This is a genomic window from Microcoleus sp. MOSTC5 (assembly GCF_036701825.1).
GTDB classification, from domain to species: Bacteria; Cyanobacteriota; Cyanobacteriia; order Cyanobacteriales; family Microcoleaceae; genus Microcoleus; species Microcoleus asticus.
In genome coordinates this window covers 79,710-94,682 of the sequence record NZ_JAUBRK010000022.1, presented here as the reverse complement: position 1 = coordinate 94,682, position 14,973 = coordinate 79,710, and the positions used below count along the sequence as shown (strand labels likewise).

Annotated in this window: 12 protein-coding genes; 7 read left to right on the top strand and 5 right to left on the bottom strand. The window is 46.5% G+C overall.

The window, feature by feature from the left end; translation table 11 throughout:
• Positions 1-31: 31 nt before the first annotated feature.
• From QUA54_RS14380 to rpsB, 3 genes are all read right to left on the bottom strand, one after another.
• Complete coding sequence (locus QUA54_RS14380) at positions 32-973, bottom strand: hypothetical protein (RefSeq protein WP_333198571.1); 942 nt, start codon at positions 971-973, stop codon at positions 32-34.
• Positions 974-1,173: 200 nt separating this feature from the next.
• Positions 1,174-1,833 carry a translation elongation factor Ts gene (gene tsf / locus QUA54_RS14375; protein WP_172187020.1) on the bottom strand — a complete coding sequence of 220 codons (660 nt, stop codon included), beginning with the start codon at positions 1,831-1,833 and terminating at the stop codon, positions 1,174-1,176.
• Positions 1,834-2,155: 322 nt separating this feature from the next.
• Positions 2,156-2,986, bottom strand: a complete 831-nt coding sequence (gene rpsB, locus QUA54_RS14370; protein ID WP_333189325.1) for a 30S ribosomal protein S2 — start codon at positions 2,984-2,986, stop codon at positions 2,156-2,158.
• Positions 2,987-3,416: 430 nt separating this feature from the next.
• Here rpsB and QUA54_RS14365 point away from each other — a divergent pair, with 430 nt between their 5' ends.
• The 4 genes from QUA54_RS14365 (at position 3,417) to QUA54_RS14350 (ending at position 8,438) form a co-directional block, all read left to right on the top strand.
• A complete protein-coding gene (locus tag QUA54_RS14365) occupies positions 3,417-5,621 on the top strand; it encodes a cation:proton antiporter domain-containing protein (protein ID WP_333415169.1) in 2,205 nt (734 codons plus the stop codon).
• Positions 5,622-5,788: 167 nt separating this feature from the next.
• On the top strand, positions 5,789-6,328 hold the full coding sequence (locus QUA54_RS14360) for a hypothetical protein (protein ID WP_333415168.1): 540 nt from the start codon (positions 5,789-5,791) through the stop codon (positions 6,326-6,328).
• Between the two features lie 328 nt (positions 6,329-6,656).
• A complete protein-coding gene (locus tag QUA54_RS14355) occupies positions 6,657-7,262 on the top strand; it encodes a DUF3038 domain-containing protein (protein ID WP_422614740.1) in 606 nt (201 codons plus the stop codon).
• A 3-nt stretch (positions 7,263-7,265) separates the two neighbouring features.
• Positions 7,266-8,438, top strand: coding sequence for a DUF4335 domain-containing protein (locus tag QUA54_RS14350; protein WP_333415167.1), 1,173 nt, complete (start codon positions 7,266-7,268; stop codon positions 8,436-8,438).
• A gap of 175 nt (positions 8,439-8,613) precedes the next feature.
• On the opposite strand, the gene QUA54_RS14345 is transcribed toward QUA54_RS14350, so the two are convergent.
• Both QUA54_RS14345 and QUA54_RS14340 read right to left on the bottom strand, forming a co-directional pair.
• Positions 8,614-10,692, bottom strand: coding sequence for an abortive infection protein (locus QUA54_RS14345; RefSeq protein ID WP_333415166.1), 2,079 nt, complete (start codon positions 10,690-10,692; stop codon positions 8,614-8,616).
• 5 nt (positions 10,693-10,697) lie between these two features.
• Positions 10,698-11,369 carry a hypothetical protein gene (locus QUA54_RS14340; RefSeq protein WP_333189320.1) on the bottom strand — a complete coding sequence of 224 codons (672 nt, stop codon included), beginning with the start codon at positions 11,367-11,369 and terminating at the stop codon, positions 10,698-10,700.
• A 730-nt stretch (positions 11,370-12,099) separates the two neighbouring features.
• Between QUA54_RS14340 and QUA54_RS14335 the strand changes: the two genes are divergently transcribed.
• The 3 genes from QUA54_RS14335 to QUA54_RS14325 all read left to right on the top strand — a co-directional run bounded on the left by QUA54_RS14335 (position 12,100) and on the right by QUA54_RS14325 (position 14,897).
• Positions 12,100-13,032, top strand: coding sequence for an OmpA family protein (locus QUA54_RS14335; RefSeq protein ID WP_333415165.1), 933 nt, complete (start codon positions 12,100-12,102; stop codon positions 13,030-13,032).
• Between the two features lie 173 nt (positions 13,033-13,205).
• On the top strand, positions 13,206-13,430 hold the full coding sequence (locus tag QUA54_RS14330; protein ID WP_333415164.1) for a hypothetical protein: 225 nt from the start codon (positions 13,206-13,208) through the stop codon (positions 13,428-13,430).
• Positions 13,431-14,126: 696 nt separating this feature from the next.
• A complete protein-coding gene (locus QUA54_RS14325; protein WP_333415163.1) occupies positions 14,127-14,897 on the top strand; it encodes a sulfotransferase family 2 domain-containing protein in 771 nt (256 codons plus the stop codon).
• Positions 14,898-14,973 lie beyond the last annotated feature (76 nt).

Here is a 14,973-nt window from a genome sequence, read left to right as displayed (position 1 = left end):
TGACAACTGACAACTGTCAACTGTCAACTGACTAATCTTCAAACCAACTCGATCGCCAAGCCGACTCAGCGTCCACCACAGCAAGTTCCCGCTGCTTTTTCTGGTAATCGCGGCCTAGCGAGTTCAACTTTACAGAGAGGTTGCGAATTTGCTGGCGCCAAGCCGAGGTTCCCGCATCAGCAAACTCTATTTCCGACAGTCGCAGTTTAATCGCTGTAATGTGCAGCGCCCTATTACCGGATGTTTCTGCCAAGTTTCGGGATGCTGATGACGCATCGGTTTCAATGATTAAGTTTAATAAGTTAGGTGGCCCAGCAACGCTGTCGCCGGACAATTCAGCTTGAGAAGCAGCTTCTAGAATAGGTTCTGGCAACTGACTGGGCAAGATTCCCGACTGTTGCAGCAAGCGGTTGGTGTCGCGAGAAAGCAGCTTGATAATACGGGCGATCGACTTTTCTATACTATTTTGCCAGCGCGCCAAACTTTCGGGGGAATTGGCACTTGGCATTTGGTAATTTGCCAATGAAAATAGATAGTTAATGGCGGAAACTTCGTTTTTTCCCTCTTTTTTTTCCTTTATTTCTTCTTCCTCTTCTTCTTTTTCTTCTTCTTCCTCTTCTTCCTCTTCCTCTTCCTCTTCCTCTTCTTCCTCTTCCTCCTCTTCTTCCTCTTCCTCTTCTTCTTCCTCAGATTCTGTCGTCACTAGAGAGCGCAATTTTTCCTCCGACGCCGCAGCCAAAGCCCTTACAGACTGCTGCATTTTTTGCCGCCCGTCGAAGGACAACTTGAGAAAGGACTCCGGTACTGCTTGAGTGCAAAGGTGATAGCAAGCCAAAATTAATTGCTGCCGCACTGCTTGTCCCAACGCAGTTAAATAACCATCGTATGTACTGCGAAACTCCAAAGTCAAGGCTGCTAAAGCCTCTTCGAGTCCTGCCAAATCTTGCTCTATTCGCTCTCTTGCTCGCACCATATCTCTTGTATAAAATTAAAATAGGAGGCGGGCAAAAAAACCAGGTTTCTGCCACAAATTGTCTGAGTTTCCATTTAATACTGGTTATAAACCGGGTGTTTTGTACACCGTCCGAGAGTCCTGTAAAAATTAAAAATTAAAAATGCAAAAAATCAAGTTTTCACATTTTTAATTTTTAATTCTCAATCTTACATTGGGGATTATTTAGCACCCATTTGGGCTGCCACTTCATCGGCAAAGTTAGCTTCTACCTTTTCAATGCCTTCGCCCAACACAAAACGCACGAAGCGGCGCACTTGGACATTTTCTCCAATTTGGGCGATCGTTTGTTTCACCAACTCTTCCACCGAGATATTCTGATCTCTAATAAAAGGCTGATCCATCAAAGATAACTCTTTCATGCGCTTGTCAATACGCCCTTGAACAATCTTTTCTTTGATGTTGTCCGGCTTGTTGCCCAAGTCGTCCTTCTCCATTTCAATTGCCTTTTCTCTTTCGACAACTTCGGCGGGGATATCTTCAACTTTCACGTATTCCACATTCGGGCAAGCTGCAATTTGCATCGCAATATTCCGCACCAAAGTTTGGAATTCTTCGCGGCGTGCCACAAAATCAGTTTCGCAGTTAACTTCCACCAGCACTCCCACGCGGCCGCCCGTGTGAATGTAGCTACCTACGAGCCCTTCTGAGGCAACCCGTCCTGCTTTTTTGTCTGCCCCAGCGAGACCTTTTTTCCGCAGCCACTCAATGGATGTTTCGATATCGCCATCGTTTTCAGCGAGGGCTTTTTTGCAGTTCATCATGCCCGCGCCGGTTTTGTCGCGCAGTTCTTTAACAAGTTTTGCAGATATGTCCGCCATCTTCTTTAAGTTCCCAATCAAAATTAGTTATTAGTCATTAGTCATCAGTCATTAGTCATCAGTCATTAGTCACTAATTTTAATGTTAATGATTAGACCAGAGTGAAGAAATACCCAGTCGATATTAGTACCGACTTTGTAGGTGTAGCGCCAGAATTAATTCTAGCGCTGACACAATGAATGCTTTTGCCAGAACTCTACTAATGACTTAGACTCCTGCCATGTACAATTAAAAATTAAAAATATCCAACTAAAAATAATTATTATTTTTAATTTTCAATCTTTAATTTTTAATTTGCTGGTGTCAGAAACCGAGGGCAATACTAGCTCTCGGTTTCTTCGCCTTCGGCCTCAGCAGCTTCGTCGGGATCTACATAATCGGGGTCATCCAATTCTTCGATTTCGACATCATATTCAGCGCCTTCGTAACCACCGTCGTAGTCGTAGTCTTCCTCAGAGTCGCCGCCCTGCTGACCGTGACGACCTTCGTAGATGGCATCAGCCAACTTGCCGACAATCAGCTTGATCGATCGAATAGCATCGTCGTTCGCCGGAATCGCAATGTCCACCAAATCCGGGTCGCAGTTGGTGTCCAACAGAGAGACGATCGGAATTCCCAACTTTTGGCATTCCAACACCGCATTATACTCGCGGCGTTGGTCTACCAGCACCACTCCGTCGGGAATCTTGCGCATGGATTTAATCCCGCCCAGATACTTCTGGAGTTTGGCCATTTCTCGGCGCAGCACCGAAGCTTCTTTTTTCGGCAACAAATCTAGGGCGCCGATTTCCTCGCGGCGCTCCAAATCCTTGAGGCGCTCCACGCGGGACTTAATAGTCGTCCAGTTGGTGAGCATTCCCCCCAGCCAGCGCTGGTTGACGTAATAAGCACCGCAGCGTTGAGCTTCTTGGGCTACAATCCCGGCCGCTTGGCGCTTCGTACCCACGAACAAAAACTTTTTGCCTTTTTCTGAGGCCACTCTCATGTACTCGTAGGCGTCTTCCATAAGCTGAGCGGTTTGCACGAGGTCGATGATGTGAACCCCGTTGCGCTCTGTAAAAATGTAGGGAGACATTTTCGGGTTCCACCGGCGGGTTTGGTGTCCGAAGTGAACCCCTGACTCTAACATTTGAGCCAAACTGACTACTGGCATTGTATTTTTAACTCCTGTATTCGGGTTAATCCTCCACCCGGTCGTATTTCTGAAGGTTTGCGCCCTCGAAACACCCGAAAACCCGGATGTGCGAATTTAAACAACTTTTCTAGTTTATCACAGCGCGCGCTACTTTGTCTGACAATCTGATATCCCTAGGTTTAGATGGGCGGTGGGCACCCGGAGGTGAGATTTAGTGCGGGGTGCGCAGGCTGCGGTTAGAGTTACTTGCAAGCGCTTCTTAAAAACGAAAAATCGAGGTGGGAGGTTGCCAAAGCCTTTGTTCGCTTGTGAGAGAATGGCGTTGTTGGTGCGCCTCTTGTGCCTTCTACCTTCGATCGAGCTGGTACCCATTTTTTTCGATCGGCAATTCTGTCGGCTTTACTGCCGTGCTCTCTCGATCCGCAAAAATCTCAAAGCTAAAAACGCCATGCCCATCCCTATTCTAGTTCTAGTTGAAGTTCTAATTGTCATCGCACTTTCCCGAATTGTCGGTTTGGGATTCCGCTGGATCAAACAACCTCAAGTCATTGGAGAAATCGTAGCAGGAATTATGCTCGGCCCGTCTCTGTTTGGGTTAGTTGCACCAGGTTTAGCAACAGCCCTTTTTCCCGCCGAGGCTGTCCCCTTCCTCAACGTGCTATCCCAAATCGGGCTGATATTTTTCATGTTTTTGGTTGGTTTGGAACTGAATCCGAAATACCTAAAAAGCAATTTAGATATCGCGATTTTAACTTCCCACGTCAGCATTCTAGTGCCGTTTTCTCTGGGAAGCTTGCTAGCACTGCTGCTGTATCCCATTGTTTCAAATAATAGCGTTTCGTTTACAGCATTTGCCCTGTTTTTGGGCGCTGCGATGTCAATTACTGCTTTTCCGGTGCTGGCAAGAATTATTACAGAACACAACTTGCAGAATACAAAATTGGGGACGCTGGCCCTGACTTGCGCGGCTGTTGACGATGTGACAGCTTGGTGCTTGTTAGCAGTGGCGATCGCAGTTACTAGAACTAACTCAATGTTAGGCGCTTTACCGACAATTATTGCATCTTTAATTTACATCGGTTTCATGCTGACTGTAGTCCGATGGTTGTTGCAGCGAATTTCCCAGCACTACAACCGCACGGGCAGGTTAACTCAGTTAGTGCTTGCAGGAATTTACATGGGAGTTGTAGCTTCTGCCTTAATTACTGAATTGATCGGCATTCACTTAATCTTCGGTGCATTTTTGCTGGGTGCCGCCATGCCTAAAAATGCGGGATTAACCAGAGAATTAGCTCAGAAAACTGAAGATTTTGTCTTGATATTTCTGCTGCCAGTCTTTTTTGCTTACAGCGGTTTGCGCACTCAAATCGGCTTGCTCAACAGTCCCGAATTGTGGCTGCTGTGCGCCGCTGTTTTGGGAGTGGCCATTGTCGGCAAATACGTCGGCACTTACGTGGCGGCCAGAGTCTGTGGCATCAGCAACCGCGAAGCTTCTGCACTGGGATGGCTGATGAATACTCGCGGTTTGACTGAACTAATTGTGCTGAATATCGGTCTTTCTCTGGGCGTAGTTTCGCCGCTATTATTTACGATGTTAGTCATCATGGCTTTAGTGACAACTTTTATGACTTCGCCGCTATTGGAGTTGACTTATCCCAAACGGTTAATTCGGTTAGATATTTCAGAAGTTAGCTCGGAGGAATTAGAATTAGAAGCTTCACCAATTGCGGCTAGCAGCGAAGAAACTGCTAAAAAATTGCTGCCAACTTATCGAATTTTAGTACCGGTTTCTAATCCCAGCACGCAGAAAGGTTTACTGCAACTAGCGGTAGCGCTGGCGCAGCCGGCTGCTGGTATGGGTGGTGACGATTTACAGTCGGCGGCGGTTCATCCTTTGAGTTTGATAGAATTAAATGAGGATTATGCCTTTGAAAGTACGCCTGCGGAAGCAGATCGCATTATTCAAGAGCGCCGCTCGAAATTATCAGAATTGATTGAGAGTTTGGAACTGCCTGACGCGCGAAAATTTGTACATCCTATCGTTCGGGTTACTAATGATGTAGCCCGGGAAACGGCACAAATTGCGCAAATCGATCGCGCGGATTTGATTTTAGTAGGATGGCACAGGCCTAGTTTTAGCAGCAATCGTTTGGGAGGACGTGTCGGTCAAATTCTCAGCAACGCTAAGGTGGATGTAGCAATTTTTGTTGACAGAGACCGGGAAACGTTGAATAACTTGTTAGTACCTTACGCGGCAAACATTCACGATGATTTGGGGTTAGAATTGGCGCTGAGACTGTTAGTTAATAGCGAGGAACGCCGTTTGACGGTGCTGCGGGTGGCGGTTGACGGGGAATCTGGAAACGAGCTGAGTTACGAGTTTCAGCGAGTGATGGAGCAGTTGCCGGTTGAGGTGCGATCGCGCATTGAAACTCCGATTGTGGAGGCTGCTGAGCCAATTCAAGCTGTGGTGGCGGCTTCTGCTAATGCTGATTTGACTATTGCAGGTACGAGTCGGGAGTGGGGAATTGAGCGCCAAACTTTGGGACGGTATACTGATGAATTGGCTGTGCAGTGTCATTCTTCGCTGCTGATTACGCGGTGTTACGTTAAAGTGCGATCGCACTTGGCTTCGGCACTTCCTCAAAGGTAGTCAGTTGACAGTTGACAATTGGTAGTTGACAGTTGACAGTTGGCAGTTGACAGTTGGCAGTTGGCAGTTGACAGTTGACAGTTGTTATTAGTTATTGGTTATTTGTGAGTTGCCACCAATGCCCAATTCCCAATGCCCAATTACCGATTACCAATGACCGATGACTAATGACCAATTACCAATTACCAATTACCAAGATCATGCATCAGTTTAACGTCAAAAAATTAACATTCTATGGTGTTTCTATCGCTTTTGTTGCGGTACTTTTTAAAATAGTGAGTGCTTACGGGGAAACAAATTTAAAGGCGGCTCCGGCAATTGGGGGTAATTATCGCTTCGATGCTCAAAGTTTGCCCGAATGTCTGAAATCTGATTCGTTGGTCTTGACAATCGAGCAATCGGGTGTTTATTTGAGCGGTAATTTGCGATCGGGCAGCAGCGAGGGCGATCGCGTAAAAACAGGCGAGGAGAAAGCTTCTCTAGTTGGCAAGTGGGAAACTCAAGGATTGAGTTTGTCGGGTGCTGTTCCTAATTTAACGGGTTGCAGCGACTCCAAAGCAACGGGTCAAAACAGTTCTGTTAAACTGCGAGGAATTGTGGAAAAAGAAAGCCTCAAGGGAAAAATTAGTCTGACAGATGGGGCGGCGGCTACTGATTTTACGGCTCAAAGACAAGCGGCGGTGCAACCCCAGAAGAAGGAACATTGATCGATCCCAATGGGGCATAAGAAATGGGGAATGGGTAATTGTCAAATTCTTTGTCCCTCTCCGACTCTGCGACTTTCCTACTCTCCGCTTCTCCCCAGGCTAAGTAAGGAATCAAAAAGCTCTGGAGGCGGGGGTGGGGGAGCGGGCGATCGAACTCCTGCCCCCAGAGCTCGCCCGCGACGGTCGGTTGCTGCTAGATTGGAAAATATATCTAAAAGTGAATGATAAAAATAAAGTATCCCAGAAGAGTCTTTGGTTGAGAATTTGTCTTGCTCAAGACCCCCCGTGCCCGTATAGTTTGTTTGGAATGGATGTTGCCGTGATCTTAATGCCGTCAGAAACTTCGCTTACCCAGTCAAAACCCTTGATTTTAGACAGTTTGCCAGACTTGTCGCCGAACGATGGCGGGTGTCCCCGCCGGGCTAGATTGCAAATTGACTTGATGTTGCTGGCGATCGAAGCCTTGTATCTCGGAGGTGCTGAAGAAATGCTGGCAGTGTCAAAGGACCTGGAATTGGAATCAATTATCAAAAATCGGGTTGCCCTTTGGCTGATGCGCAATACTAACCCGCTGAGACGCTACACGCAGCGCCGCTCCCTTACCATGGTGGAGGCAAAAGCGCTGGTGGCGATCGCCTGTAATATGGCGCGCAAGTTAACCGCGACAATTCGGCAGTTGCTGCTAGACTCACAGCAGTTGCGATCGAGAAATATCCCCCTCAACCAGAACTTGCCGCTGGCTGAGTATTTAGAACGCTTTCGAGCTCACTTTCGATCGCGCATGAACCCCAAGCGATCGCTAGTTGCAGCTTACGATTCCGACGACAAGCTCAACGAACTAGCTTTGAACTTGTTGAGCAAACTGCTATTTTGTACAGGCACAGCCGGAATGCAGCGCTTCTGGGTTAGCCTGTTTGATGGAGAAGTTGAATAAAAAATGACTATTAGGCGTCAGTACAGTCTGCCAAATTGCACCCTGGTTCTAGAAGGGTTGAGCGATGGATCGGCAGCCAGCCAATTAGATATACGGCCGGTGCTTTCCATACTAATGAGCGCTGAATGCTATGTTACAGGTCTCAGCGGGCCCCTAAGCGGGGGACGAGACTTTTTTGAAAGCTTGGTGAGGGCCGTCAGCAGCTACGCTCAAGAATTTATGAGCGGAGTGCATTATCCCGATCGCTACGGCCCGAATTTGGGTATGGTGCAGTTGCACAGAATTGACGGGAATTTGCATCGGTTGACCGTTCTACCCACCGAAACAGGCAGCCCAAGCCAAATCGATCAAAAAACAGAACTGTCGGCAAAAGTAGATTTGACGACGGTACAGCTATTTGACTTAGTGGAAGCGATCGATCAGTTTTTTGCGGACACGCAGACGCTGCCGGAATTGTCACTGCAATTAACCCCAATTTCCAAGCGTTACGTCAAGTCTGCCGAACCTTTGGCGAAGCGGAGTTTGCCTGCTGTCGTGGGGGTGTCGAGTTTGGCTTTGGCGGCGATGGCGTTTTTCTTGGTGCCGGTGCCCGAAGTCCAGCGCCCGAGAGATCCGGTGCGGCAGCCCAATCCAGCCGGCCAGAATCTCGGAACGCCGAATCCGAGCGGATCGGGTTCGCCTAATCCCAATCCCACGCCTGCGGCGGGCGGTTTGCTGCCTGGGGATAAAACTCCGAACGCTGAATCGAGTTCGCCGACTCCGATCCCCGCACCGCAGTCGGACGCTTCACCTAGCGCCACACCGCAGTCGAACACTTCGCCGGAAAGCACGCCGAGTCCTGTTTCTGAAGGTTTGGCAAGCCCTGAGGTGGCAGCCGTGCCAATTAGCGATCCAGGGGAAATTGAGCTGTTGAAGGGCAAACTTTCCCAGCAAATTGACGGAGTTGTGAAGAATCAGCCTCGCGTTGATGCGGAGTTGGTTTATCGGGTGAGTGTGGCTAAAGACGGGGCGATTGTCGGTTACAAGTCGGAAAATTCGGCAGCAGTCGATCGATCCGAAACGCCGTTGTCGGAGTTGCTTTACAAACCGGTTGGCAGCAGGCCGCCTGCGGAACCGCTGGCTGATTTCCGAGTAGTTTTTGCACCAGACGGCACTGTTCAAGTCACTCCTTGGTAATGGTTGATTGTTGACTGTTAACGGTTAACTGTTGACTGTTGACTGTTAACGGTTGACTGTTGACTGATACCAAATCCCGCTTAAATGCTCCCTCAATCTCTTAGTCTGCGGAGGCAGACTTGGTTTTTCTAGTAGCGATTTCAATCGCCGAATCATCTACAAACCGATTGCTGATTTAAAATCCTGTTGGTGCGATCGGCTCAATGTCGGGGTCAAATCCTCCGACTTGATTTGTGCGAATTATCCACAAAAATGCTCCCTGTTTTAAGAAAATTTTAGCGATTTCATCTTGGGTACGCCTGGGCAGCATTGTTCGGTAACTAATAGCAGCTTTTATTAGGTTCAATATACCCGCAAAAAAGGTTTTTTTCAGTTCCGAATCAATCCCCGCCAATCTCGGATTTTTCCGCCAATCTGGACGGACAATGCCGAGAGGCATTAATACTTTTTCTAAACTTTCTCCTAAAGCTACTAACTGGTGAAATCTTTGGGTTTGTGCGTCGGTGGGATGTGTTTTCAGCCAGTCTTGAATCTGAGGATTTGACTCTATTTCGGAAGTAATTTTTTTAATTGTCGCGTAAATTGCCTGACTTGAATCTTGGACGCAAGAAGTTGCTGGCGTCACTAAACTTGCGCCGGTGCCGTCTCCGCTGCGGTAGCGGGCCATCATGATATCTAGTTGCTGGTTTAATTCGGTTAAAGGCGACAAGGCGATCCCGCCAAAATCGTAGTCGCAACACACGCAATCTAATTTACAGATGATATCGCAAACCGGGCGATCGCCCAACCAGCCGCGCTGCAAGTCTCCCATATAGCTTTGCCATTTGCTGGAACCGGCAACAATTCCGTCGGGATTGTGGGCGTAAACTTGTTTGTATTCTATGTCAAAACGCAGTTCGCCGGTAAATCGATCGCGCACCACTTTTGCTACTCCGAAAGCAAAATGTCCGGTGACAATTCCCAGCGGTGCAGGTTCGCGTTTTTTGCCGCCGATACCGCCGAAACTGTGAATCACTATGCCGATATCTCCTTCTTGCCAAGGGGAGATTGAAGCGTTTTCTGTAGCATCATTTGGGGTTAACAATACTATTTTTGCTTGCCCTTTTTGTGCTGGTGTATTTGCCCAATTTTTGCTGCTTAAATAAGCCAAAGAGTTTTTTAGACCGAAATGTGTTTCATCTGGTGTTAATTGGGCAATTTTGCGGGGTTCGATTGCCTGCACTACAAACATACTGTCTTCGTCTCTTTCGCCGTAAATGTACCAGCCGTCTGGATTTAAGGGCGATTTTTCGATCAGGTGATTGGTAGACCTCGCTACGCCATTTTTGTCTGGCTGTACTTGCGGAATCCGAATAATTTCGGCTGCGCCGTCAAATTGTCGAGATGTTTTGTTGAAATGCCGGACAATAAATTTGTCGCTGTCGGGTTCTTTTCGTTGCAAAATTGAGACGAAGGCGCACAAACGTCCGATAATTTGTACTGGTTCGCGATCGATCGTGAGTTCATGGCGATCGCTGCTGCTATAATTAATCGCAATCACCGGTCTGCGCAGCATCACAGTCACGCTGTCTTCGAGTCTGGTGCCTGCTAGAGTTTCTAAAGGGCCTACATTTCGCCAGCCGTTCAATCTATCTGGATGAATGTTGCCAGATTTTTTACTATCTTTAGCCTGTTTTGTGAAGTTGATATCTTGCGTTACTGCGTGGGCAAAAAACTGTACTTCGCGATGTGTGCTCCATTTCAAAAATGCTGTTTTGCCAATAAAATTTTTATATTTTTTGGGCGCATTTATTACTTCAATAAACACTGTACCGTAGGGCTGGCGCTGTTCGCTTGAGGGCAAAATTAACCGCCCGTGCCAAAGAGCGATCGGCTTGTAGAGATAGGCAACTGCTGCTGAATTTTCGCAGATTATCTCCGCATCGAGCGCTTCTGAAATATTGCTTTTTTTTCCAAAAATAGCAGCCGTTAAATTGCTGTCACTTTCTACGAATTGGGGTTCTAAAAAAACTTTGTCAGGTTCTGAAATATTAGCGGGTGAATTGCCAGCCTTTCTTTTAAACGACCGTCTAAAAAAATGGCTATTTCCCTCCAATTTCGCCTGCAACCAATTGAGAAAAATCCGAATAAAAATAAAAGCTGTTAGGCCGCAAATTACAGCCAGAACTATCAGCGCCAGAGTCAAAATGAATTGATCGAAAGATTGACCTGACAGTAAAAAAATTGTGGGCCCGTTCAAAGCAAATGCCGCCATAATATCTAAAAACGAGTTTTAGGTTCGATCCAGTCTGTGCTGGCTTGACTGCCGAAAACGAGGGGTTTGTCCTCGGTGATAGCTACGGTTTTGCCGGTCATATCAACTGCACAAAGAGGCCAAGATCGATCGCCCAAATTGCCGGCGCGGAACAGAACTTGTCCGGGACAAACTTGACTCCAACCCAACAATACAGCATGAGTGTAAAGACTGCGAGCGGGAGCAACGGTATAAGTGTAATTATCATTTTTGTCCCAAATGACACCGTAGTCGGACATATCGGAAGAGTTGAAAAGTGCTTCAAATTCGCGGGCGAGAACGCGGGAACCGTCTTGATTCCAAGAAACAGGCACTAAAATGGCGATCGTCCCGGACATATCTGTGTCATCGCTAGCATACATTCCGCTTTCCGCCAGCGGCGAAGCAGCCGCCACTGTTTGCAGTTCCCCTGTTTTGAGATTTTCCACAAACATGACGCTGCTAACCCGACACCGGGCGAATTCCGGCTGCACTTGCAACTCAATTCGACTGTAAGCCGCGTATTGGCCGTTAGTTGAAACTAGGGAAGGACTGCGATAGTAGCGGAGGCCTGTGCCTGCAGTTGAGCTAACTTTAGCATGAGTGGCACTAATCCATTCCCACGGAACGGGATAAGGGCTATTTAAAGGGTCAGTCATCGGTTTTTCTTCCAAAAGTTTTACTGGATTATCCAACAGATTCAGGCTTACACGCAACGGACTAGAAACCCGGTTTTAGCCTCGATACTTCGCCACCCAACCCCAGATTTGTAGAAACCGGGTTTCTTTTTCAGATTTGAGATTTGTGCTCCCATCTAAAATCTAAAATCGATCGGCAAAGGCGGCAAGGTCTGCTATCTTAATTTAGTTCGTTACACAACTTAACTCAAGTTTTATTAAAATCTCACAGATAAGATAGTACCGAAATCAATATGGTATGTGAACCGAGAGGGAGTTTGACCTAATCACCTCATAGTTTACTAAACTTTTTCTCAAGCGAATTATGGCGATTTTATTGACAGACGCTCCGTTGTATGCTATAAGGTCTAGATAAACCCAAAAACCAAAGCAATTTTTTTCTGGTTTGCAATTTTTTTCTGGTTTGTAAACCGCGATCGATGTAAAACTGACCAGCCTATAAAAAGGTCGAACGGGATACCACGATTCGTTAAATAGGTTGAAAATAATGATTAAACAATGGCTAAAAGCTTTAAAAAAAATAGTTGTACTGACAAAAAATAGCGTGTTGCTCCACCCGAATTTACGGCAGCGGACCAGCAGGAGCAGACTCATGCACGTAGAAGCTGGACTCAGACCAAGCAACGAAAATACTTAGAGTTGAATGGTGAAGCAAAGATAAAATTGAGCCAAGTTTTGTATAGCAGGAAATATGACGCGATCTTTTAACCAAAAACCTTCAATCCCCCCGACTCGCGCCTCCAAGTCGCGGGGAAAAGGTTTGCTTGTACTGTCGCTGATTTTTAGACTGCTGCTGCTGGGGGTAGGCAGCGGTTTTGCCTGGGTTCTGGGGATGGCGATCGCTCAAATTTATCCCTCAGGCGCGACTGAGATGCCGCTGGCAGAGAGATTGCTGCGTCTAACTCAAAATGTGACCCCCAGCCCGAAACTCGCACCAGCAAAGCAAATTCCGGCGCTCCCGACACCAACCGCTACACCCAGTCCGCAGTCCACAGTCAGTCCTGCGCAGAGAGAGAAATTGCAGTCGGATTTGAGACAGTTGCAGGGCGAGCTCAACGCGCTGATCGGCCGCACGGCGGCTTTGGAAAGTCAGTTGGGCAGCAGCCGCCCGACGGAAAGTTTGGAAAAGCGGTTGCAGTTGATGTCGCAGCAATTGGCGGGGCCGGAAACGGCGGCAAGTCCTGTTCCTGCTTTGCCCGCGATCGGCAGCAGCCGGAGTCCGATCGCTGAAACTGTTAATACTGCGCCACAGAATGCCAACAATCCGGTGTTTGGGGGGGACGGGCTGATGGTGACTCTACCCAGCGATGTTTTGTTTGATACTGGTAGCATTTCTTTGCGCGCGGGAACAAGTGCGATTTTGGACAATTTGGTGGCGGAGTTGGGCAATCACGAGGGGGCAACTGTGCGGGTTGCGGGCCACACTGACGACGCGGGGGAAGCGGCGGACAATCGCAATGTGTCGTTGGCGCGGGCTCAGGCTGTGGTGCAGTATTTGTCTGGTGTGGTGGGCCAGAATTATCATTGGGTGGCGATCGGCTATGGGGAAAGTCGCCCTTCGGTAGACAATAGTTCCGATACTAATCGGCAGCGCAACCGCCGCATTGAAGTGGCAATTAATTAGGTAGGCGGAACTAAACCGATCTATGTAACAGTATGTAAACAGGGCTGACTTAGCCACGCTTAGGGCTTTTGGATACTTTACACTCGTTTACATAATTGCGTTTTACAGCGCCTACTTACTTAAATTTGAACAATTTAAACAGAACAATTGAAGCGGGAAATACCCTTTGGCTTATGGCTATTTCTAATAATCCCGATGCGATTAATTACCTCTGTCAATTCCTCGATCCGGGTGACTTTGCGACGTGGTTATTGAGATTTTGTCAAGGCGACAAAACAGCGCAGGAGGAGGCTGTTACAGCATTTGCCGCGTCGATCGAGCGCTGTCAGGAGGCAAGGGATTCGATCGCCGCCACGACGCCGGGGAAATTTGATGAAGTTCGACCTGCTCATCATTGAGCAGCCGACAACCGCAGGCATTTCAGCTTTTTTCACATTGATCGAGCGCTACCGGAATACAGGAGAAATGTGAAGTAACTTCGAGTTATCTGGGAAGATAAAGTGATTTTTGCGTATGATTATAGGTGTGGGAGAGAAGGGGTGAATTTTAATGGTCGAGAGCTTTACTAGGGGTAGGCTTGCAGTGATTTGCACCTATGCGAGTCAGACACAAATGCTGAAAACTTGATTGTGAGAGAGTTTGAGATATCTTTGAAGTTTCCTGCTTGACAGGGCAATCACTGAAAGGGTATATTGATCGAAAAAAATCAGACAAACGAAGTCGAAAAACGTATTCAGCAATTACTTGCTATGGATTACAGGATTCATTTTCACGTGTGGACTCAAGAAAAGTTTTTGGAATTATTCCTCTATTGTCATTAGCAAGTGTCATGAGCAAGCTCAGCTAAAATTTGAAAGAGAGTTAGTTCAGAAAAATCTCAATAAATTCATTACTGTATGAAAAAAGTTTAATCAATTAAAAAATATCAAGGCATCTAAAATAACAGTAACAATGAAACAAAATCATGTAATTTTATTGACCTGTAAACATAAAAGACATAATCATAATGTTCTATATAAGCAACCCGCTTATTTTTGAAATTACTTGTTGACTTAGCTGCCAGACATCTCATATTTGAAAGTAGATAATTCAAAATGAAAGCTGCCAAAAATTCTGCTGAAAATATCAAGAAAGATTTAATCATTTTTACGCATATTCCCAAGACAGCAGGGACATCATTGCGTCATATTCTCATGCAACAGTATGGTAAAAATGCTGTATTTATGTTTTATGACGATCCAACGGTAACGACAAAAAATGCAGAGGAATTACTTAATGAACTGAGGAGTTATTTTCAATACTTTCCTGAAGTAAATGACCAAAACTTTAATAGCTTGGTGAAACTGAGAGCGATTAGCGGGCATAAACCTTTTGGGATTCATAATTTATTGCCTCTCAATAACTTCCATTATATCACGCTCTTGCGCGAACCAATAGAACGAGTGATCTCTTTTTACTACCACGTATTCGGCAGAACGGAACATAGCCTTGAATATTTAATCTCTTGTAAACAATCAATAGAATTTGATAATTTACAGGTGAGAATGCTATCGGGAGTCGGCTGGAAAGTACCTTACGGTCATTGTTCCTGTAATATGCTAGAACAAGCTAAACACAACCTACTTCACTACTATACTTTTGGCATTCAAGATAGGTTTCCTGAAAGTTTAGAAACTTTCAGCAGACATCTGGGTTGGTCGCAAATTCAGATTGTTGCAGAAAATGTGGGGAAAAACAAACCGAAAAGTTCTGATATTGGCCAGCAAACCTTACATTTAATTGCCGAACAAAATCTACTAGACATAGAGCTTTATCAGTTTGCAAAACAGTTATTTGAGGAACAACAAAAAACTTCAAGCACTTAAAATTTTTGCTGGGTCGAGCCATGACAAGTAGCCAAAACAGGATTTCAAGATCGTAAAATATCTCCAGTGTAGGAAG